This window comes from Polyangium sp. y55x31, from assembly GCF_029946505.1.
Taxonomy (GTDB): domain Bacteria; phylum Myxococcota_A; class Polyangia; order Polyangiales; family Polyangiaceae; genus Polyangium.
This window is the reverse complement of the sequence record NZ_JARZHG010000014.1, coordinates 44,160-65,212: the sequence shown is the minus strand read 5'-3', so window position 1 is coordinate 65,212 and position 21,053 is coordinate 44,160. Positions and strand designations below refer to the sequence as shown.

Annotated in this window: 19 protein-coding genes and 1 tRNA gene; 8 read left to right on the top strand and 12 right to left on the bottom strand. The window is 69.2% G+C overall.

Annotated features, from left to right (window positions below; all coding sequences use genetic code 11):
* Positions 1-408: 408 nt before the first annotated feature.
* The 4 genes from QHF84_RS24130 to QHF84_RS24115 form a co-directional block, all read right to left on the bottom strand.
* Complete coding sequence (locus QHF84_RS24130; RefSeq protein ID WP_281315744.1) at positions 409-1,050, bottom strand: hypothetical protein; 642 nt, start codon at positions 1,048-1,050, stop codon at positions 409-411.
* Positions 1,047-3,227: a hypothetical protein gene (locus QHF84_RS24125; RefSeq protein ID WP_281315743.1), complete on the bottom strand. Its 2,181-nt coding sequence runs from the start codon at positions 3,225-3,227 to the stop codon at positions 1,047-1,049. The genes QHF84_RS24130 and QHF84_RS24125 overlap by 4 nt, the downstream gene beginning before the upstream one ends.
* Positions 3,228-3,317: 90 nt before the next feature.
* Positions 3,318-4,745 carry a serine/threonine-protein kinase gene (locus tag QHF84_RS24120; protein WP_281315742.1) on the bottom strand — a complete coding sequence of 476 codons (1,428 nt, stop codon included), beginning with the start codon at positions 4,743-4,745 and terminating at the stop codon, positions 3,318-3,320.
* A gap of 59 nt (positions 4,746-4,804) precedes the next feature.
* The gene (locus QHF84_RS24115; RefSeq protein ID WP_281315741.1) at positions 4,805-5,422 is read right to left on the bottom strand and encodes a hypothetical protein; all 618 of its coding nucleotides are present in this window, start codon (positions 5,420-5,422) and stop codon (positions 4,805-4,807) included.
* Positions 5,423-5,534: 112 nt separating this feature from the next.
* On the opposite strand from QHF84_RS24115, the gene QHF84_RS24110 reads away from it, so the two are divergent.
* Together QHF84_RS24110 and QHF84_RS24105 are read left to right on the top strand one after the other, a co-directional pair.
* Positions 5,535-7,154, top strand: a complete 1,620-nt coding sequence (locus QHF84_RS24110; protein ID WP_281315740.1) for a hypothetical protein — start codon at positions 5,535-5,537, stop codon at positions 7,152-7,154.
* Entirely contained in the window at positions 7,151-7,681 is a 531-nt protein-coding gene (locus tag QHF84_RS24105) for a hypothetical protein (protein ID WP_281315739.1), read from the top strand. The genes QHF84_RS24110 and QHF84_RS24105 overlap by 4 nt, the downstream gene beginning before the upstream one ends.
* A 202-nt stretch (positions 7,682-7,883) precedes the next feature.
* On the opposite strand, the gene QHF84_RS24100 is transcribed toward QHF84_RS24105, so the two are convergent.
* The 3 genes from QHF84_RS24100 to hutH all read right to left on the bottom strand — a co-directional run bounded on the left by QHF84_RS24100 (position 7,884) and on the right by hutH (position 12,821).
* Entirely contained in the window at positions 7,884-10,793 is a 2,910-nt protein-coding gene (locus QHF84_RS24100; protein WP_281315738.1) for a protein kinase, read from the bottom strand.
* Between the two features lie 68 nt (positions 10,794-10,861).
* On the bottom strand, positions 10,862-11,209 hold the full coding sequence (locus tag QHF84_RS24095; protein ID WP_281315737.1) for a hypothetical protein: 348 nt from the start codon (positions 11,207-11,209) through the stop codon (positions 10,862-10,864).
* Positions 11,210-11,264: 55 nt separating this feature from the next.
* Entirely contained in the window at positions 11,265-12,821 is a 1,557-nt protein-coding gene (hutH, locus tag QHF84_RS24090; protein ID WP_281315736.1) for a histidine ammonia-lyase, read from the bottom strand.
* Between the two features lie 112 nt (positions 12,822-12,933).
* Between hutH and QHF84_RS24085 the strand changes: the two genes are divergently transcribed.
* Genes QHF84_RS24085 through QHF84_RS24070 form a run of 4 tightly spaced genes read left to right on the top strand, consistent with a single transcriptional unit; the run spans position 12,934 to position 15,580 of the window.
* Positions 12,934-13,311, top strand: a complete 378-nt coding sequence (locus QHF84_RS24085) for a hypothetical protein (RefSeq protein ID WP_281315735.1) — start codon at positions 12,934-12,936, stop codon at positions 13,309-13,311.
* Positions 13,312-13,323: 12 nt separating this feature from the next.
* On the top strand, positions 13,324-13,827 hold the full coding sequence (locus QHF84_RS24080) for a biotin/lipoyl-containing protein (RefSeq protein WP_281315734.1): 504 nt from the start codon (positions 13,324-13,326) through the stop codon (positions 13,825-13,827).
* Positions 13,824-14,840, top strand: a complete 1,017-nt coding sequence (locus QHF84_RS24075; protein WP_281315733.1) for a pyridoxal-phosphate dependent enzyme — start codon at positions 13,824-13,826, stop codon at positions 14,838-14,840. Before QHF84_RS24080 ends, QHF84_RS24075 begins: the two co-directional genes overlap by 4 nt.
* A gap of 53 nt (positions 14,841-14,893) precedes the next feature.
* A complete protein-coding gene (locus QHF84_RS24070) occupies positions 14,894-15,580 on the top strand; it encodes a class I SAM-dependent methyltransferase (RefSeq protein WP_281315732.1) in 687 nt (228 codons plus the stop codon).
* 30 nt (positions 15,581-15,610) lie between these two features.
* Here the strand turns inward: QHF84_RS24070 and QHF84_RS24065 are convergent, their stop codons facing one another.
* Positions 15,611-17,185, bottom strand: coding sequence for a L,D-transpeptidase (locus tag QHF84_RS24065; RefSeq protein ID WP_281315731.1), 1,575 nt, complete (start codon positions 17,183-17,185; stop codon positions 15,611-15,613).
* Between the two features lie 129 nt (positions 17,186-17,314).
* Between QHF84_RS24065 and QHF84_RS24060 the strand changes: the two genes are divergently transcribed.
* Positions 17,315-17,388: transfer RNA gene (locus QHF84_RS24060), tRNA-Arg, on the top strand.
* Positions 17,389-17,396: 8 nt separating this feature from the next.
* Here the strand turns inward: QHF84_RS24060 and QHF84_RS24055 are convergent.
* The 4 genes from QHF84_RS24055 to QHF84_RS24040 form a co-directional block, all read right to left on the bottom strand.
* Positions 17,397-18,887 carry an ATP-binding protein gene (locus QHF84_RS24055; RefSeq protein ID WP_281315730.1) on the bottom strand — a complete coding sequence of 497 codons (1,491 nt, stop codon included), beginning with the start codon at positions 18,885-18,887 and terminating at the stop codon, positions 17,397-17,399.
* Positions 18,888-19,141: 254 nt separating this feature from the next.
* A complete protein-coding gene (locus tag QHF84_RS24050; protein WP_136928624.1) occupies positions 19,142-19,549 on the bottom strand; it encodes a hypothetical protein in 408 nt (135 codons plus the stop codon).
* The gene (locus tag QHF84_RS24045) at positions 19,546-20,052 is read right to left on the bottom strand and encodes an ATP-binding protein (RefSeq protein ID WP_272427080.1); all 507 of its coding nucleotides are present in this window, start codon (positions 20,050-20,052) and stop codon (positions 19,546-19,548) included. The genes QHF84_RS24050 and QHF84_RS24045 overlap by 4 nt, the downstream gene beginning before the upstream one ends.
* Positions 20,049-20,834, bottom strand: coding sequence for a SpoIIE family protein phosphatase (locus tag QHF84_RS24040; protein WP_281315886.1), 786 nt, complete (start codon positions 20,832-20,834; stop codon positions 20,049-20,051). Before QHF84_RS24040 ends, QHF84_RS24045 begins: the two co-directional genes overlap by 4 nt.
* Here QHF84_RS24040 and QHF84_RS24035 point away from each other — a divergent pair.
* The gene (locus tag QHF84_RS24035; RefSeq protein WP_281315890.1) at positions 20,820-20,954 is read left to right on the top strand and encodes a hypothetical protein; all 135 of its coding nucleotides are present in this window, start codon (positions 20,820-20,822) and stop codon (positions 20,952-20,954) included. The two genes, QHF84_RS24040 and QHF84_RS24035, sit on opposite strands and share 15 nt — an antisense overlap.
* Positions 20,955-21,053 lie beyond the last annotated feature (99 nt).

Below are 21,053 nucleotides of genomic sequence, written 5' to 3'. Positions count from 1 at the left end.
CGCCGGGAATCCAAGGGTCTTTCTTGCTGATGAAGCTCTCGATCGCCCGGCCTCTCCGCACGCTTCGCGCTCTCGGCTCGGTACGACCAGGAACGAATATGCACCGTATTGGACGAACCCGCACCGAAAAACGTGATCATGGTAGGACAGTAATTGTCCTACCAAGCACGGACGCGGCAGTGAGTGGAGGGAAAACGCGAAGGCGATCGGACGTTCTTCGTCCGAGCGCGTCTTTATTTGCGGCGACGACGGACGATTGCGCTGGCCGCGAGGGAGAGGGAGAGGAAGGCGAGCCAGCCGCCGCCCGGAGGTGCCTCGGGGGTGACGGCGCGGCAGCCGCAGCCGGGAGAAGTTTTCAACCTCGAGGCAATTGTCGAGGTCGCCGCAAACTTTCCGAGGGGCCGAACTTCAATGAACGACGATCGTGGGGCGCTCTTCGCCGGGCAGCCAGAGCTCGGAGATGGTCACGAACGTGTCCTCCCGCATGTACCAGCACTTCCAGCCGCAGGAGGCCCAGTTCACGAGGGTCATCACGCGCCGATCGCTCTTGCGCACGGGAAACACCACGTGCAGGCCGTCGAAGGTCTTGTCGATCTCCTTGCCCTCGAAGTTCTTGCTCTTGCCCTTGACCTTGAAGTCGGTGATCGAGACGTCCTGCTCGGAGCCGCCGACGACGCGGAGCCCCTTGAACATGTCCTGCGGATCCCGGCACGAGATACGGAGCCATTCGCGGACCGCGGACGCCGTGCAGTGCTCGTGCGGCCGGAGGAGCTCGAGCGGTGTGGCCTTTTCCCATTCCTCGGCCGTGGGTTTGTCGGACGCGGAATCGGGAGGAGACCATTCCGCGAGCGGAGGCCCGCTCGGCTCCGCAGGCACGGCGGCAGAGGCGGAGGCGGGCGGGGCCGCGGAGGCAGCAGCGGCAGCGGAGGCGGGCGCCGCCGCGGCGGCGGGCACGGGGGCCTCTTCGGCCACGGCGAACGAGAAGAACGCGAAGAGGACCAGGAAAGGCGGCGCAAAGGCCACGGCGCGGCGCAGGTTCGAGGTGTTCATAGTGTCTTCAGGAAGGCGACGAGCGCCGCCCGATCCTCCTTGGAAAGATGATCCGTATGGCCCATGCGCTTGCCATTACGCTCGATGAGCTCCTCGAGCGTGGCCACGCTGCCGTCATGGTAATAGGGCGCGCTGCCGGCGATGTAGAGCAACGAGGGCGTCTTGAATTTCCAGTCGTCCTCCGCCTCCGTCTCGAAACGTGCCTTGTCGAACGCCCACGGGCCGAGCCCCACGACGGCGCGGTTCGTGTAGTCGGTCTTCGGCAGGTGGCAGGTCGCGCAGCCGACGTTGGGGTCGTTGAAGAGCGTCTCGCCGCGCTTCTCCTCGGCGGTCTTCTCGTGATTGTCGCGCGGGGGCGGGACGAGGCCATTGCGGGCGAAGGCGGCGATGGCCTCGGCGCGCGGAATCGTCTTGTCCGCGGAATAACTCAAGGGCCCGCCGCCGAGCCAGCGGTGAATGCCGAAGCCGATGATCACGCGGTGCTTCAGGTTCGGGCTCTCGCCCTTCCAGCCATAAGGTCCGAACGCGGCGACGCGGCCCGCGAGCATCGGCGTCTGGCGCGGGACGCCCTTGAGGAAACCCTCGAATGCTTGCTTGTCCTCGAAGGCGTGCATCGCGTTGGGCTCGAACTTGCCTTTTTGCTCGTAGCTCTCCCGGATGTCCTCGTGCCACACGTGCCCGTCGTCGCGCCCCTCGGGGTGGCAGCCGGCGCAGCCATACGAGGCGCTCATGAGCCAGTCGCGCGCATTGTAATAAAGCCGGCGGCCGAGGGCGGCCTGCTCGGGCAGCGGATCAGGGCCGAGGGAGAAGATGCCAGGGGGCGAGGATTCGTACGGCGCGCGCTTGTCGTAGGCGTCGAGCCGGACGATCGCGAGGTCGTGGCTCGATCGGCAAAACACGAAGGCCGTGCCCTCGTCCTCGGAGAGCGCGATTCCGGTGGGCGCGCCGCAGCGGGTGTTGCCGGGTTTGGCTTCTTCCGTGTCCGTATTGCCTGCGCCGAGGTCGTACTTGCGAAGGGCGCCGAGCGAGGGGTCGACGGAGAGCGCGTCGAGCTCGGCGAGCATGTCGGTGCCTTCGCTCGCCACGAGCAAGGTGCGGGTCTTCTTGCGATACACGACGGCGCGAGGCTGGACGAAGACCTCGCCGATCTGCGCAGGCGCCGGGCCCGTGAGGTGCGGGTCGGCCTCTTCGAATCCGAACTCGCCGAGGGTCTTCTGGAACGGCTTCGATTGCATGACGAACCAGCGAGGCGCGCGCACGGCGAGCGGGCTCTCGTCGGCCGTCGAGAGGATGTCGACGGTGTTTTGCCCATTCCAGGCGCTCTCGCCCATGGCCCCGAGCGCCTGGCGCGGGACGAAGAGGCGCGCGCCGTCGGGCGAAAGGACGGCCGAATACGCGAGCGTCGCGGCCTCGCGTCGGGCCGGATCGGGCGGGGTGCGCAAGGGGGCGGCCGGGAAAGCGACGTCTTTGGCGCGGGCTTCACCGTCGACGGCGTCGATGCGCGAGAGCGTGGCGCGGACGAGGTGCGTGACATACGCGGTTTTTCCGTCGGGCAAGGCGACGACGGCGCGTGGCTCGCGGGGGACGTCGAGGGTCCAGCGTTTCTGGAGGGTCTTGAGGTCGACGGCCGAGACCGCGTGGGTCCACGGGGAGGTGACGAGCGCGGTGGATTCGTCGGGCGTGATCGCGAGGCCCCAGGCGTCGGCCGGGAGCTCCACGCGGCCGATTTCGACGAGGCCCGCCGCGGGGTCGGGGCGCATGACGAGCAAGAGGCCCGGGCCTTCGTAAGGTGATGCGGGATCGTCGGTCTTGCGAATGCCACGCACCGTGACGAGGACGCGGTCGTCGAGGGCGAGGACGGCCGCCGGAGGCCCGGGCATCTTGACGGCGACGGGCGGGTTCTGGGCGTCGGCGGGGAGTGCGATGCGCCGGACGACTTGCTGATCTTCGTCCGCGAGCCAAAGCGCAGGCTCGGAGGGCGAGCGGACGAGCGCGCCGCCTTCGCGCACGAGCGGCGGCTTGCGCGCGCGGGCAGGCTGCGCGCCTGGGGCCACGTTCGAGGCGGCGGGCTCGGGGGGCGATCCGGTCGGCGAGGGTTGGTCGCCGGATTTGCACGCGGCGAGGGCCGCGAGCGAGGTGAGGCCAGCGAGGAAGAAGGTGGACGCGGTGGTTCGCATCGGCGGGACTCGGGTACGCTCCAGCGTACCGCGAGATTCCAGCCGAGGGCTACGGCCAGCCGCGCGGGCCGCGGCCGGAAAACGAGTTTGTCAGGGTGAGCCGCCGCCCGCGAGGACCGCGTGCGCGACGAATCCGAGGACGAACCCGACGCCGAGCGCGACGAGGCCAAACGCAAACGCGGCGCGGCGCGGGACGGCGTCGGCCGGAATGACGACGGCCGGCGCGGGCCTCGGGGCGGCAGGCATTTCGCCGAAGCCGGCGACGGGAGGGCGGCCGAGCGGCGGGGCGACGGGCGGAGCCGCGAGGGGCGGCGCGGCGACGGGCGGGGCCGCGGCCGGCGGCGAGATGATCACCTGCGGCGGGGCCGCAGGCATCGCTGCCGCGGGGACGCCAAACGCGGGCGAAGGGCGACGGAGGGCCGCCGGAGGGCCCGGATCGGGGATGTCGGAGACGGCCGGCATCGGCACGGTGAGCGCGGGGGACGGGCGCTGGAGCGGCGCCGAAGGACCGAAACGCGCGGATGCAGGCGGCGGCGCCGCGGCGGGCGTGTTGTAGGGAAGCTGCGTGGCGGCCGAGCCGAGGAGCGAGGAGACGGGCGCCGCCTGCGTGGGAGCGTCGGTATCGGAGCTTTGCGGGCGCGCGAGCGCGCGGGCCTCGGCGAGGTCCTTCAGCATGGGCTCGATACCGTCGTACCGCTCGGCGGGCCTGCGCTTGAGGGCGCGCATGACGATCGCGGAGAGGCGCTCGGCCGCGGGATCCTTGCGGGAGAGCGCGATGGGCGGGGCGTCGTCATTGAGCTTCTGGCGCGCATACGCGAGGTCGTCCTGCTCGCCGAAGACGTTCCGGCCGGAGGCGGCGCGGTAGAGGATCGCGCCGAGCGCATAAACGTCGGCCGTGCCGCTGACCTCGCGCGAGTTCAGGAATTGCTCGGGCGCCATGTACGGGATGGTGCCGACCGCCATGTCCGCGCGGGTGATGCCGGTGAGCGTCTCCTCCTGGCCACGTTTGTCCTCGGCCGGATCGAGCAGGCGAGCGAGGCCGAAATCGATGAGCACGGCGCGGCGCTCGCCGCTCGGCAAGCGCCGCAGGATGACGTTTTCGGGTTTGACGTCGCGATGGATGATGCTGGCGCGGTGCAGGTCCGCGATGGCCCGCGCGACGCCCTCGCCGATGTCGAGGACCTCCTCGACGGAGAGCGTGCCCTGCTTTTCGAGCAGATCGGCGAGGGACGTGCCCTCGACGTACTCCATGACGAGCAGGAGGCCGAACTCGGGATCGGTCGTCTGTTCGATGACGCGCGAGACGTGGTCGCTCTCGATCTTGCCGAGCAGGAGCGCCTCGCGGCGAAAACGCGTGACGAGGTGCGGATCCCGCGCGGCGTCGGGCAAAAGGCGCTTGATCGCGACGAGCGCGCCCGAGATCTGCGCGCCGATCCACACCTCGCCCATGCCCCCCTCGGCGATCTTGCGCGCGAGGCGGTACTTGCCCCCAATCATCGCCCCCGGGACGAAGTCCATCGGCCGCGATGCTAGCCGAGGTCGGGTCCCCAGCACGAGGTTTTGGCGTTTTTTCCGCCCTAAGGGGCCGGGTTGTAATCGACCGTCAGGGAAAACGTGTCGACGCTGTCGACGACACAACCACGGCGCAGGCGAACGGTGAACGTGTAGAGGTTCGTCCCACGCCCATACTGTGTGGGATCGACGCCGAAGCGGACGATGCCCGTGCCGCACTCGTTCGCAGGGCGCGCGAGCGGCGAGGTCGCGCAGACGGTCGCCTTGTGCGCCGGGGTGTCGCAGCGCTCGAGCTCGAGCGCGTAGTCGCCGGGCGGTTCGAGGGGCACGCGGGCCACGTACTCGGCGAACCACGTGATGCCGACGGCCTTGGAGAGCTGGAAGTTCGGCTCCGGCGCGCTTACCCAGGCCGCGCGCGCGGGCGGCTCGCCCTCGCCGAGGAGCGTGCCGCACGGATCGTTCGGATCAACGGCGGTACCGGTCTCGGGGCTCGGAGGTTCGTCGCATGCGCCCGCGTCGGATCCGCCGTCGCGTCGATCGGAGTCGCCCGGCGCGCCGAGCGAGGCCCCCTCGCCTCCCGCGGCATCGTCACGTCCTCCACGTTCCTGACAACCCAGGGCGGCGAAGAGCAGCAAAAGCGCAGCTTGGGACAACATGAACGGCCGAAGCATCGTCGATTGCATGGTGTCTTCCGGCCTCTGCAATCGAGATGCCCGAAAAACGACGGGGACAGATGCGAGGCTTGCGCGGGGGCAGGCGTTGACGGGGCGGATGGGCCTTCGATACTTTCGGAGGATGTTCGGCGCGGGATACGCACGTTCGGGGTATCGGCTGGCGGCGTTGTTCGTGCTGGGCGCGCTGTCCTTCACGGGGTGCGGCACCGACGAGCCCTCGGTGAAACCAGGCGGGACGGGCGATCCGCCGCCCGAGGATCCCAGGCTCTCGGGGACGCTCCTTTACGAGACCGTGGCCTACGACGTCGCGGCGGACGGGCTCGACTATTCGAAGGTGGATCGGAAGCCGATCCGCGGCGCGCGTGTGGCGCTGCTCGACGCGGCGAACGATTCGGTCCTCGCCGAGACGACGTCCGACGCGATGGGCCGGTACGGCTTCGACTGGGAGGGCACGGCCGCGGTGAAGGTATGGGTCTACGCCGAGACGATGGAGCCCTCCATCCTCGTCGTGGACAACACGGCGAGCGACGCGACGTACGTGCTGGAGAGCGCCGAGGTCGTGGCCGACGAGCCGACGTCGCTCGACGTGGTGGCGACGACGGGGTGGACGGGCGTCTCGTACGGCAAACCGCGGCTCGCGGCGCCGTTTTCGGTGCTCGACGCGGCCTACACGGCGGCGCGGCGGTTCCTCGACGAGACGACGCCGCCGCCCGTGTTCCCGAAGCTCGAGATCAACTGGAGCGTCGAGAACCGGCCCGAGGACGGGCTCGTCGCGTTCGGCCAGATCGGGACCTCGCACTGGGACGGCGATCAGATCTACGTGCTCGGCAAGGAGAACGTGGACACGGACGAGTTCGACACGCACGTGCTGGTGCACGAGTGGGGGCACTCGTTCGAGGAGCACATCACGCGCTCGGATAGCTGGGGCGGGTCGCACGGGTTCGGCGACGTGCTCGATCCGCGGCTCGCGTTCAGCGAGGGGTTTTGCAACGCGCTCTCGGCGATGATCCTCGACCCGGACTCGGTCTACACCGACTCGATGGGCCCCGGGCAGAAGGACGGGTTCTCGGAGGACATCGAGAAAAACGATACGAGCGAGTCGGCAAAACCCGGCTGGTACTCGGAGACGACGGTGCAGAACGTGGTGTTCGACGCGTACGACGGGAACGCCGAGGCGTTCGACGGCGTCGAGCTGAAGCTGCAAGGCGTGTACTCGGTGCTCATCGGCGATCTGAAGTCGACGCCGGCGATGACCACGCTGTTTCCGTTCGTCGCGGGGCTGAAGAGCGCGCATCCGGAGGCGGCGACGGCGATCGACGCGCTCGTCGCGCACCACGGAGCGGGCAGCTCGTTCGGGGTCGATCCGGTGGCGGACGCGTGGGGCACGGGCGAGACGCACGCGGCCGACGATCCGGGGGCGCTGCCGGTGTTCGTGCCGGTCGCGGTGAACGAGTCGGTGACGCTGACGCTGATCGGCGGGCTCGATCCGGCGCTGCTCGGGCAGAACCGGTTCCTGCGCGTGAAGGGCACGGGCGGGACGCTGAAGGTGAGCTCGAGCTCGACGAGCGACGTGGACCTCTACGTGTACCTGCGCGGCAAGGAGCTCGACAACGCGGAGTCGACGAGCGGCGACGAGACGGTGTCGTTCTCCACGACCGCAGGCGAGGACTACGTGGTCAACGTGGCGGGTTACGGAGAAATTTCGGGTCCGTACGAAGTGAAGATCGAGGTCCTGCCATGAAAAAAGGGAACGAGATGCGCGCGCTCTTTCTGCTCGCTTGTGTCGTGGCCGCCTGCGGGACGGTCGAGCGAAAGGAGCCCGATCACGGCGGGCCCGAGACACCGAGCGTCGAGACGAACGCCGACGAGGGAGGCGAGGTCCGGACGCAGAAGCCGGGCGCGCCCGTGAAGGTCGAAGGGAGGCTCGCCGGGTCGAGCGCGGTGCTGACGGTCGACTTCGAAGAGGCCGCGAGCGACGTGACGGTCGAGGTGTGGGGCGTGGACGGGCTCGTCGTGACGAGCGCGAAGGAGCCCGTGCAGAACCGGCAGTTCGGCAGGGGCGACAAGGCCTCCGTCGAGGTGTCGTTCACGGCGCCGGCGACGCGGGCCGATCTCGCGGTGCGGGTGCGCGGGACGTTCGAGGGGCGGGTGCGCGAGCGGGTGCAGTCGTTCACCGTGAACGCAGGCGCGCCGAGCCTGACGCAGCCGCCGGGGGAGATTCGTACGGGGCCGGATGGAAAACCCGTGCGGGTGATGAGGCCGGAGTAACGGCGCAGGCGGAGGCGGTCCGGCTTCGACGGGGGTCGAGGGTGGGCGCGGGTACAGGTCGTCCGGCTTCGATGGGGGTCGAGGGTGGGCGCGGGTACAGGTCGTCCGGCTTCGACGAGGGTCGAGGTAGGCGCGGGTACAGGCAATCCGGCTTCGACGGGGGTCGAGGGGGGGCGCGGGTATAGGCGGTCCGGGGAGGACGTCAGCGATACCCGTACTTGCCGACCGTGTCCGCGACCTCCTGGGCCGTGGGCCTCGCCGCCGGGTCCGGATCCATGCACCGCTCGAAGAGCAGCGCGAGACCGCCCTGGAGGCCCTCGACGCGGCGAAGGCCCATGGGGCGCGGGAGCGTTTGTCCCTGCATGCCGACGAAGATCGGCGGGACGTTGAAGGGGCGCTTGCCCGTGAGGATCTCGTAGGCGATGACGCCGAGGCTGAAGACGTCGGAGTGCGCCTTCCAGTGGCGTGAGCCCTGCGCGAGCTCGGGGCCCATGTAGGTCGGGGTGCCGACGAGGATGCCCGTGCGCGTGACCTCCTGCGGCGGCGGCGCGATGCTGCGGCGCGTGGACGGCGGCGCGTCGAGCTCGCGGGGCCGCTCGGAGACGGGCGGGCGCTCCTGCACTTCCCCCGTGAGCGTGGAGATGCCGAAGTCGACGAGCTTGACCTGCGCGTGGCCGTCGGCGTCGTCGGCGACCATGACGTTGCCCGGCTTGAGGTCGCGGTGGATGACGCCCTGCGCGTGCACGGCGGCGAGGCCCGCGGCCATCTGGCGGAGCACCGAGCAGCACCAGGCGACGTCGCGGTAGCGCTCTTTGCAGCGATGGAGCGGCTTGCCCTTGCAGAGCTCCATGACGAGGTAGAGCAAGCCCTCGGACGTGACGTCGACGTCGGCGATCGAGGCGAGGTTCGGGTGGTCGAGGCGAGAGAGGATCTGCGCCTCGCGCACGAAGCGCGCCATCGCGAGCTTGTCGCTGCGGCTCGTGAGGACCTTCATCGCGAAGCGGCGCGTGTCGCGGACGCGCTCGACCTCGTAGACGACGCCCATCGCGCCCTGGCCGAGCTCCTCGATGACGCGGTAACGGTCGGCGATGAGGGCGCCGATCGCGAAGCTCGGCGTGGCCGTGACGAGCTCGTCCTCGTCGACGTCGACGTCGGTGCGGAGCGAGGAGAGGAGGCTCGAGGTGTGCTGCTGGATCTTCCTGCGGAGCTCCTCGTTCAGGACCTCGACCTCGGTCTTCTTGGCCTCGATGGTGCGGATCTTCTGCTGCACGTCGCGGCGCATCTGGTCGAGGCCACGCGCGAGGTCCGCGAACTCGCTCTTCTCGTCGACGGGGATCGGGGTCTTGATGTCGCCGGAGGCGAGGCGCGCGGCGGCTTCGAGGAGCGCGGCCTGCTCGGCGATGCGCTTCTGGTGGAGCGAGCTCTCGAGCTCGGCGCGGACGGCGCGCGTGGAGACGATGTTGATGGAGAGCTTCTCGCCGAGGGCGTTGAGGAGCGAGAGGTCGGCGTCGTCGAAGTGGCGGCGCGATTCGTCGCTCTCCAGGTAGAGGACGCCGAGCAGCTCGTCGCGCACGAGGAGCGGCGCGGCCATGGCGCTGCGGCGCGTGCCCTCGATCTGCTTCCACACGCGCGCCTCGCGGCGCAGGCGGACCTGCTCGACGAGGTCGTCGAGGTTCGAGGCGAAGCCGGCGATGACGGAGGCGAGCGGGATCTCGACGCCGCCGGCCTCGCGGCCCGCAGCGACTTCGAGCTCGGCGCCCGCGATCGCGCCGCCCTCGCGCGTGACGAAGAGGAGCGCCGCGCGCGCACCGAGGAGGCGGATGATCTCGTCGAGCGCGACGCGGGCCTGGCCGCCGCGATCGAGGACCTGCGCCGAGGCGAGGCTGAGCTCGAGGACACGCGAGTAGCGGCCCATGCGCTCGTGCACCTCGACGAAGCGGCGCGCGAGGATGATGCCGAGCGAGAGCGTGAAGGCGAACGTGCCGACGTGCCCGAGGGAGACGTGATCACGCGGGACGAGGCCGATGGCCCGGAGCACGTCGTGCGAGGCCGCCGCGGCGGCCAGGATGAACCCGCCCGTGAAGATGCGCGCGTCGAGGTTGCCACGCGTGGCGTTGAGGACCGCGCGCGCGGTCATGAGCACGATCGTGGCGAGGAGGAGGATCTGGAACGGGAGCAGCGTGCGGAGGACGGGGACGAGCCCGAGCGCAACGACGAGCGCGGAGCCGACGAAGTACGCGCCGTGGACCCACTGCAGGCCTCGTAGCAGGCGGAAGCGGCCCGGGCCGAAGACGTGCTCGAAGTACGAGGCGAAGAAGATCGGCGTGAGGTAGAGGCTCGCGAGCTCGACGTGGACCCAGAGCAGCGGCGCGTCGAAGAGCAGGCCCCGGATGGGCGCGGCCGCGGGGAGGTAGACCCCGAGCGAGAGCGCGAGCAGGCCATAGGCGAGGTTCGATTTGTCGCGGCGCTCCGAGAGGAAGAGGCCGAGGACGAAGAGGCCCACCGACACGAGGAGGATGCCCATCGCGAGCGCAGGCAGGTCGTCGCGGACGGCTTCGAGCGCGAGGTCGGCGCGCGGGCCGAGCAGGGTGTCGCCGTAGGGGCCGATGTTGACGTGATCGGAGTAGACGCGGAGCGCGAGGGTCTTGCCCGTGAAGTTCGAGCCGAGCGGGATGAAGTGCGGCTTGTAGCCCTGGAAGCGGTGCGCGCCGTCGCCCTCGAACGCGCCGAACCGGTAGACGAGCGCGCCGTCGAGGTACGCCTCGACGAGCTGATCGACGCCGCCGAGGTAGAGGACGGGCTCGCGCTCGACGGCGCCGACGAGGCGCGTGCGCATCCAGAGGAAGTGCTCGCCGCCGCGGCCCTCGGGCGTGGCCTTCGGCGGCAAGGCGCGCCATCCGTCGTTCACCGTCGGCGTGGCCCAGACGAGCGCGCCCGTGGGATCACGCGGCGAGTCGCCCCAGCGGTATTCCCAGGTGCCCTGGTACGCGTGGGACGGCGCCTCGACGGCGGCGGGGGAAGGCACGTCCGCGCGCGTGATCGGCGAAGCCGAGAGCATCGCGAGGGCGAGAGTTCCGGCGAACACGGTGCGCCGGCGCGGCGAACGGGGCATCGCTTGGTCTTGGTCCAGGGGTCCCTCGGGGAAGCTGCGAGAATATCAGAGCTCGGCCACAGGCGAACTCACCGCGCGCTCGCCTTCTTTTTCCCCTCGCCCACGGCCTTGCCCGCGATGCGCGCGCGGGCCGCGTGCACGAGCGGCTCGGCCGGCGTCAACGCATCGACGAGGTCACCCGCGCGGAGCGCCGCCTCCTCGGCCCGCTTCCACGCGGCCGCGGCGCCGATCGTGTTCGGCCCGCTCCGCTGCGCGAGCTCGAGCGCCGACGCGAGGTCCCGCCCGACCCGCTCGATGCGCTGGAGCTCGACGGGCCCCGCTCCCGAGAGTTTGGCGGCCGCATACATTGCCCGCACGATGCCGATGAGGTCGCGCACGGCCGCCGCGGGAAAGGGATCTTCACGCCCGGAGATCACCTGAACGAATGTATCGGATTCGTGTCGAAATGGCGAGCAGGCGCGTTTTCGGCCGTCACCGGAGAGGGCCGGTGGCCTCTTCCACGGCGCGGCGGAGGGCGCCCGAAAGGACGATGTCGCGGACGGCGGCAATGTCGCGATAGAGCGGGCGGTCCTCGTCGAGCGTGGGGGAGACGGCGCGGACGGAGGCGTGCGCTCGCTCGACGGCGGCCGAGGAGCGGAGGGGGCGGCGCTGATCGATGCCCTGGGCGGCCGTGAGGATCTCGATCGCGAGCGAGGTGCGGACGTTCTCGATGACCTGCGCGAGCTTGCGGGCGCTGACGCTGCCCATGCTGACGTGATCCTCGCGGCCGGCGCTCGAAGGGATCGAGTCGATGCTGGCCGGGTGGCAGAGGACCTTGTTCTCGCTGACGAGCGAGGCGCTCGCGACCTGCGCGATCATGAATCCGGAGTGCAGGCCGCTCTGCGGCGCGAGGAACGGGGTGAGGCCACTCGAGAGCGCGGGGTTCACGAGCTGCTCGACGCGGCGCTCGCTGATGTTCGCGAGCTCGGCCGTGGCCATGGCCGCGAGGTCGAGCGCGAGCGCGAGCGGCTGGCCGTGGAAGTTGCCGCCCGAGAGGAGATCGGCGCCGCCGTCGTCGCGGAGGAAGATGGTGGGGTTGTCGGTGACGCTGTTGATCTCGCGGGTGAGGACCTCGGCGGCCCAGACGAGGGCATCACGCGAGGCGCCGTGGACCTGCGGCATGCAGCGGAGCGAGTAGGCGTCCTGCACGCGCGGGCAGTCGGCGTGGCTCTGCATGATCTCGCTGTCGTCGAGCATCGCGCGGAGGTTTGCGGCACACGCGGCCTGGCCCGGGTGCGGGCGGACGGCCATGAGGCGCTCGTCGAAGGGGCGCTTCGAGCCCTTGTTCGCTTCGAGGCTCATCGCGCCGGCGACGTCGGCGATCGTGCAGAGGGCGAGCGCGTCGCGCACGGCGAGCGAGCCGAGGGCGGCCATGTACTGCGTGCCGTTGATGAGCGCGAGGCCCTCCTTGGCCGCGAGGACGACGGGGCGGAGATCGGCCCGCGCGAGGGCCTCGGCGCTCGTCATGCGTTCGCCGCGGAAGGAGGCTTCGCCCTCGCCCATGAGCGTGAGCGCGAGGTGCGCGAGCGGCGCGAGGTCGCCCGAGGCGCCGACCGATCCTTGCGAAGGGATGCGCGGCGCGACGCCGGCGTTGAGCATGGCGAGGAGCAGATCGACGACCTCGGCGCGTACGCCGGAGTAACCGAGCGCGACGACCTGCGCGCGAAGGACCATCATGGCGCGAACTTCGGGCTCGCCGAGATCCGGGCCGACGCCGGTCGCGTGGCTGCGCACGAGGTTCTTCTGCAAGGCGATGACGTCACGCTCGGCGATACGCGTCTCGGCGAGCGCGCCGAAGCCCGTGTTGATGCCGTAGACGGCGGGCGCGGCGTCGCCGGCCTCGGCGATGGCGTCGACGGCGCGGCGCGCGGCGACGATGCGCGCGCGGGCCTCGGGGCAAAGGGCGACGGGGCGGCCGCGACGGCTCACGTCCTCGAGTTCGGCCAGGGTGATCGGGCGCCCAACGAGAAGAGGCGAAAGGGTGTGCACGCGCGCCACGTTAGTACATCCCCAGCCGCGTGCCTCCGCGCGGGCGCACCTCGCGGAAGAGCAGGCGAAAGCGGCTTTGACGGTCGGGGGCGATCGCCTAAGCTCCCGCCCCATGCAATCCCTACGATTGTCTTTCGCGGCGCTCGTGCTCGGGCTGGTCGCGTGTGCCGGCTCCGCAGCCGAGGGGCCGGGGTCGACCGAGCCCGGCGCGATCCAGTCGGCTCCGAACGAGCCGCCGCCTCCGGCAGCCGCGGAAGGCCCCATCACCTGCGGCCTGCCCGCGCCCGTGGTGAGCGAGGACCCGTGTACGAAGGACGCCGAGTGCGCGCCCGCGGAGCCTTGCCATGCGCACGCCTGCGTCGCCGTCGCCCACGCGAAGCTGCGCACGCCCGACACCGTCTGCTCCACGATGCTCGACTGCAAGAGCGTCGACGCGAACCCCTGCGTGTGTCACGAGGGCCGCTGCGCCCTCGTGCCGAAGCCCAACTGATCCACGATTGCCATGCGGTACTTCGTCAAATTCCCTTCCGGTCGCGAGGTCCCCGTCGATCTGACCGTGCTGCCCTCGGGTGAGATCCGCGCCGAGGTCGAGGGTCGCTCGTTCGCGATCGACGCCTACGACCACCAGGGCGCGGTGCACCTCGACATCGGCGGACGCTCGGTCGAGCTCTGGATGGAGGGCACGCCGCCCGAGGTCGGCGTCGTCACGTCGTCGCGGCGGTTTTACGCGCGCGTCGAAAACGAACGGCTGCGCGCGCTCTCGAGCGTGCAGGGCGGCAAGACCGGCGGCGGCGAGGGGCTCGTCACGTCGCCGATGCCGGGCCGCGTGCTCAAGGTGCTCGTGGCCGAGGGCGACGAGATCCACGCGGGGCGGCCGCTCGTCGTGGTCGAAGCGATGAAGATGGAGAACGAGCTCGCATCCACGAAAGACGGTCGCGTGAAGAAGGTCTACGTGACCGCTGGCGCGACCGTCGAGGGGGGTGCAAAGCTCGTCGAGATCGAATGAGTCTCCGAAAGCGCCTTCCGCTCGCCCACCTGCCGACCCCGCTCCAGCGCCCGCGACGGCTCGCCGCCGCGACGGGCATCGACCTCTGGGTCAAGCGCGACGACATGACCGGGGGCGCCGAGGCAGGCAACAAGATCCGCAAGCTCGAGTTCCTGCTCGGCGAGGCCCTCTCGCTCGAGTGCGACACGGTCCTCACCTGCGGCGGCCTGCAATCGAACCACGCCCGCGCGACCGCGCTCGCGGCCGCCTCGCTCGGCCTGCGCGCGGTTCTCTTTTTGAGGACGAACGATCCGTCGCTCGATCCATCCCGCGCGCCGCTCGAAGGCAACGTGCTGATCGATCGCCTCGCCGGCGCAGAGATCCGGCTCATCACGCCCGAGCAGTACCGGGATCGGGATCGCATCCTGGACAAGGCCGCCGAGGAGCTGCGGGCCGAAGGGCAGAAGCCGTACGTGATCCCCGAGGGAGGCTCGAACGGGCTCGGCGCGCTCGGGTACGTCGAGGCGATGGGCGAGGTGCGGCGGCAGCTCGATCTCGGGCTCGGCGGGGGCAAGCCGTTCGACGCGGTCGTGGTCGCCTGTGGCTCCGGCGGCACGGCGGCGGGCGCGGCGCTCGGCGCGGCGTTCCACGGCGTGGCGAGCGAGGTCGTGGCCGTAGCGGTCTGCGACGACGCGCCCACGTTCCAGGCGCGGATCGAGGGCATCGTGCGGGAAGCGCGCGCGCTCGACCCGCGGCTTCCGGAGCCGGTGCGCGTGACGGTCGACGACGCCCACAAGGGCCCGGCCTACGCGGTGAGCACGCCCGAGCAGCGGCGGCTCATCACGAGCGTGGCGGGGTTGTCCGGGATGGTGCTCGACCCGGTCTACACGGGCAAGGCGTTCTCGGCGCTGATGGACCTCGCGGGGGCGGGCGGGCCGCTCGCCGGCAAGCGGATCCTGTTCGTGCACACGGGCGGGCTGCCGGGGCTCCTGGCGCAAGGAGCGACGTTCGAGGACGCGCTCGGCTTGGACTGAAGCCCCCCGTTCGTACCCCAACGATTCGTACCCCAACGAAGAGAAGCGAACCGATGCTACCGCGCGTCCTCGAACCCGAGGTCATGGACACCCCCGAGGAGGCCCGTGACTACGACGCCATGGATCACGCCGCGGTGAACCGCGCGTTCTGCGAGGATGTGCTCGCGCTCCTCCCGAACCCGGGGCGCGTGCTCGACGTCGGCACGGGCACGGCGAGGATCCCGATCGAGCTTTGCGCCCTCTCACCGAGCGCCGAGGTCGTGGCCATCGACCTCGCCGATCATATGCTCGCCCTCGCCCGGGAGAACATCGAACGCGCGGGCCTCGCATCACGCGTGACCGTCGCGAAGATCGACGCGAAGGCCCTGCCCTACCCCGACGGCTCCTTCGGCGCCGTCCTCTCGAACTCGATCGTCCACCACATCCCCGAGCCCGCAGCAGTCCTCGCCGAGATGTGGCGCGTGACCTCCCGCGGCGGCCTGCTCTTCGTGCGTGACCTGCATCGGCCCGAGACCGAAGCCGAGATCGATCGGCTGGTCGCGCTCTACAGCGGCGAGCGCCCGACCGATCCGGCGGCCGCGCTCTCCTTTGATCACCAACGATCCCTGTTCCGGGCCTCGCTCGCCGCGGCGCTCACGGCTTCCGAGATCGCCGCGTTCGTGGCGCCGCTCGGGATCCCCGCGTCGGCCGTGCGGATGACGAGCGATCGGCACTGGACGCTCTCCGCCGTCAAAACCTGACGGCGAAGAGCGCCCCGCGCGATCGGCGCATCAGGGGTGGATGTTCACCACGGTGCCCTCGCCCGTGGATTCGCTCGCCTGCACGCCGTGCCAGTCCGTGGGCAGCGGCGGATCGGTCCACATGAAGACGCGGCGCGCGTCGATCGGCGAGAGGTTGATGCAGCCATGGCTCCGAGGCTTTCCGTACTCGTCGTGCCACGGCGCCGCGTGGAGCGCGTAGCCCGCCTCGAAGTACTGCACCCACGGGACGTCGCGCAGCTCGAACTTGTTGCCGACCTCGTGCGAGTCCATCGTGGTCGTGACGTGCTTCTCGCGGATCTTGAAGGTGCCGCGAACGGTCGAGTACGTCTTCTTGGGATCACCGAGCCCGTCGCGCCCCGTCGCCACCGCCGTCGCGTAGACCGGCTTCGTCCCCTCGTACAAGATGAGGATCTGGCTCAGGATCGAGACGTCGATCCACTTCTTCGTCTTCGCCGCGAAGCTCGGGAGCTCCGACGGTTTGACCGCGATCGCCACGTCACTGTCCTTGATCCACGTGCCGTCCTTGGCCTCGACGAGGCGCGTCTCGCCGATGCGCATGCTCTTGCCCGTGAGCTGGATGGGCGTGTGGAACGCGAGCTTGCCCGCCTTCTCGAGCGAGCGCTTGCTCGTGTCGTACTTGTACGCGTCGGGCACACGCACGAACGCGAGCGGCAGTTCCCAGCCCTTGCGCATGTCGACGCCGTGGAACGTCGATCCCCGCGCAGGCTTGAGCTTCGAGGTCGGCACGAGGCGCGCGTCCGTGGTCATCGCGAAGCGTCGATCGCCATCGCCGACGAAGGTGCCGATAAGCGCGAGGCCCGCGTGCCGCGCGACGCGGTTCGTGATGATCGCGTAGTCAGGGACCTTGAACGAGCTGATGTTCGGGATCTTGCGGCCGCCCTGGAAAAACCAGGGGATCGCGTCGCTGCCGTCGCCGCCGTAGAGTTCTTGGTCCGAGAGGTCCGGCGGCTCGCTCGGGGGCTCGCCGATCGCGTTGCCCTCGGCGTCGAGCGGCACGTCGTTCGCGCCGACCTCGATCGCGTCCCACTTCTTCTGGAGGCGCTTGTAGCTCCGGAGGTGCTCCTTGAGCCGCATCTCGTACTGGAACTGCTCGGCCTTCGTGGCGGGCCGGTAGTAGTTCGGCGCGATGGCTCGTACGAACGCGTACGGATACGGCATCGGCTTCGAGAGGTCCGGCCGCTTCGTGAGCGCCCGCAAGATCGGGTGCTTCATGTCGATCGACGCGCTGGCCTCGGCGCAGATGTAGCCGGCCGGCAGCACGCGGTAATACCCGCCCTGGCAGTCGTCGAACGCGGCAGGTTTCTCCCCGCGCACGACGGTCGCGCCCGCGCGCAGGTAGCCGATCTTCGGCGAACGGCGATCGGGCTTGAGATAGATGGGCGCCGCCATCTCCACGGCGCCGATGCGGGGGCCGCCCTCTTTCGGGACCGTCGCCGGATCGGCCGCGACCTGCTCTGCAGGCGCGGACAAGCTGACGATGCCCTCGGGGGAGCCCTTGCCCTTGCACCCGGCGAGCGCAAGCACACCGAGGGCCAGGAGGGAGAGCCGCTTGCGTGCGTCCATGGGGCCCGGATGCCGGATGTCGGCCGAGAGGGCCAAGTTTTGAGGTTCGGCCCGAACGACGTTCGAAGGGCTTGCGCAGGGGCAAACTTCCCGCTAGGTTGCTGGCCCCCGCGTCCGAAAACGCGGCGTGCGCCACTAGCTCAGCTGGATAGAGCGTCGGCCTCCGGAGCCGAAGGCCAGTGGTTCGAATCCACTGTGGCGCGCAGCGTTATCACCGTCCCTCGTTCATCGCAGCGAGGAGCGCATCGGTGCTCACAGGCTTGACGAGGTGGTGCGCAAAGCCCGCCTCGCTCGCGTGCTTGCGGTCCTCCTCCTGCCCGTACCCCGTCACCGCGAGCAGGCGTGGCGCCCGCGCCCCGAGCCGCTCGCGGATCCGCGTGGCGAGCTCGTAGCCGTCCATCACCGGCAGCCCGATGTCGAGCACCGCGATGTCCGGCGCGAACGACTCGAGCAGCGAGAGCGCTTGCGGTCCGTCGTAGGCCACGGCCACGGGCCAGCCTTGCGCGCGGATCACGTCCGCGAGCAGCGTCGCTGCGTCCTCGTTGTCGTCGACGACGAGCACGCGATGCGCAGGGAACGCCGACGCGGGCGCGCTCGCCTCCTCGACGACGGGCAGCGACGCGCGATCGAGCGCCGGCAGTCGCACCTCGATCGTGCTGCCGCGACCTACGCCTTCGCTGCGCGCCGCGACCTCGCCGCCGTGCAGCGACACCAGACTCTTCACGAGCGTAAGGCCGATGCCGAGCCCGCCCGCGCTGCGCTCCATGCTCTGCGCGCCTTGCACGAACGGCTCGAACACCCGCGCGAGCAGCTCCGGGCTCATGCCCACGCCCGTGTCATGCACCGTGGCCACGATCGTGCCATCACGCCGCTCGGCCGAGACCTCGACGGTCCCGCCGGGATCGGTGTACTTCGCCGCGTTCGTGAACAGGTTCGCGAAGACCTGCGCGAGCCTGTCGGGATCCGCGTACAGCGCGAGCCCGGTCTTCGGCACGTTCACGGTCACATGGTGGCGACGTTTTTCGAGCAGCGGGCTCGCCATCTCGAGCGCGCGCGTGATGATCGGCTCGAGCTCCGTAGGCCGCTTCGACAGCGAAATGAGCCCACGCGCGACGCGCGAGACGTCGAGCAGATCGTCGACCATCCGCCCGAGGTGATGTACTTGCCGCTGGATCACCTGCTCGGGGCGGCCGAGCTCTCCGCCGCTGCGCATGCGGATCAGCTCGAGGGCCGTGACCATCGGGGCGAGCGGGTTGCGGAGCTCGTGCCCGAGCATCGCCAGGAACCCGTCCTTTGCGAGGTTGGCGGCCTCGGCCTGGCTACGCAGCGCCTCCTCGCGCGCTTTCGACTCTTCGGCGCGTTGCCGCGCCATGCGCTCCTTCTCGTGGGCCTCGCGCAGGTGCGCAATGGCCACGTTGCGCTCGTTCGTGAGCCAGCTGATGAGCAAGCCCATCAGGAGAAAAACGACGAGGCTCGTGACCTTTTCGACCGAGCCGCCGACGGACGGGTAATCGTATCGAAGGAAAAACCAGGCAACGCTGGAGCCGCCGACGAGCGTGGTGAGCATTCCGGCGCGGAATCCTCCATACCAGCCGCTCAGCACCACGGCGGGGAACATCGTGATGAACGGGACGGCATTGCCGACCACCGGCGTCAGCAATGCTCGCGCGCCCAGCCCGAGCCCGGCCGAGAGAAGCGCCACCGTGTAACGTCTCCACGCCGCACGTGCCGAAAGCGCGTCGGAGCGGTCCAATGCCGTACCTCTGAACTCCACGATGATCAGGCGGTCGGAAAGAACGTACTACGGATCTCGCGTGCGCGCGATTCTGGAGGAATGGCGGCCCGGCGTGAGCAGAGATCCGACGTGAGATGGATAAGACGGAGTTCCGTTTGAGCAAAAACGGATGACGGGGAGGCGGACAGGGCTCGAAGACGAGCGGGCGGTCGGTCGGGCGCTCAGGGCGCTTTGACGTCCTCGAAGTTCGTCCTCGCGGCAATGTGCTCCTCGCTCAGGTTGAGCAGGATGGGCAGGGTCTCGCATTGCCAGTCGTCGTCGGCGATACGGCGCACGGTGACGCGGCCGGGGACGAGGTTGTAGACCGCGTCGACGATATCCATGATGACGTAGAACCCGTTCGAGTTGCAGAAGCGCATCTTGACGAAGTCCATCGTCGTCTCGGTGACGGACTGCCGGGGGAGGACCTTCGCGAGCTCCTCGAGGTACGTGTGGAGGTAGCGGTAGGGGTTGTCCACCCGGATGACGCCCTCGAACGTCAGGATCAGGTGATGATCATCGAGCTTCGCGACCGAGTGAAACACGCTCAGGCCGCCGTCCATGATTTCACCGTAGGTGAGGACCTTCATGCGAAACCTCTCATCGGGAATAGCGCTTTGACAACGAGGAACCCCTGCTCGTACTCGGCCGTGAGCTTGAACTTGCTCTCCGCAGTGAGCCGCATGAGGCCGAGCCCTCCCTTTGCCTTGTCGATACGCCGGCGATAGACCGTATCCGCGAGGAGCTTCCTCGGGTCCTCGGCGTTGGCGATGATGGTGAAGCGATCGCTCACGGCTTTGAACTCGTCTTCCGTGGCCGGATTCGCCACGGTGATCATGAGCTCGTCGCCGTCGATCTTGAGGTCGACGCGCAATGCGCCGTCGCGGATCGAGCAGTGCTCCATCACGTTGGTGACCAGCTCGATGACGACCACGTTCGCCTTCGAGCAGATCTGCCGCGGGTAAAACATCCCCAAAAGGTCGAAGAGAAAGTTCCCGAGCAGGCCTGCCACGTCTCCGGCCACGTGATCGAGCGGCGCGATGGAAATCGACGCTCCGACGGCCGTCTGCGTCCGGTTGCCCCCGGCGCTCATTTAGCGCACCTTCGCATGATGAGGAGCGTGATGTCGTCGATGTCCTCGGCCCTGAAGGACGTATAATCGTCTACACATCTCTTCAGGATATCCTGGACGGGTTCTTCGCTATGCCGCGCGATGATGTCGTTGAGACGTTGCACGGTATAACCCTTTCCCTCTGCATCTAAAGCCTCGACCATACCGTCCGTGTACAGCGCCAGAACGTCTCCCTGCTCGAACGGCAGCTCGAACTCACGGAACGGCTTGGTCCTCAAACCGATGTAATTGCCCACCCTGTTGAACGTTCGCTGCATCCCGTGCCGGACCAGGAGCCCATATCCGCCGCCAGAGACGTAACGGATGAACCGATCGCTGAACATCACGAAGTTCACCGTGGCATACCGCCTCACTCCGCGGAGGAAGGCATACGACGCACGGTTGACCCAATCCACGATCGCGCTCGGGCTGTCGGAACGCCGCGTCGCATTCTCGATCTGCGCCTTCAAGAAGGACATGATGAGCGCCGACGACACCCCGTGACCGGAAATGTCGAACACGCTGACCGCGAAGCGTTCCCCGGGTAGCTGGGAAAAGTCGTAGTAATCTCCTCCAACCTCCGCGAGCTGCTTGTGGTAGATGGCGATTTCCAGCTCCGCGGAGAGCATCGACGGGTCTGGCAAGAGCGCCTGCTGGATCCCTCGGGCGACCTCGAGGTCCTCGCTCACGATGCGGTTCTGAAGCTCGAGTTCGTTCTCGATGCGCGTCGCATGCTCGAGCGTGAGCTCGTGCACAACGGACATCTCGTCGATGTCGGCCCGGAGACGCTCGCATTGCTCGACCAGGCCCCGACAGCGGGCAAGGAGCTCGAGAGCCCCACCCTCGCGCGCGAGCAAAGCCTTGCAAGCAGCGTCGTCCGATAGGAGCGCCTTGACGGCTTCGAGATCCGTCTGCTCCGACCGACCTTCGGCCACCGGATCCGACGAGCTGTCCTTCGATGCGGTCATCGTTCGAAGAAATCC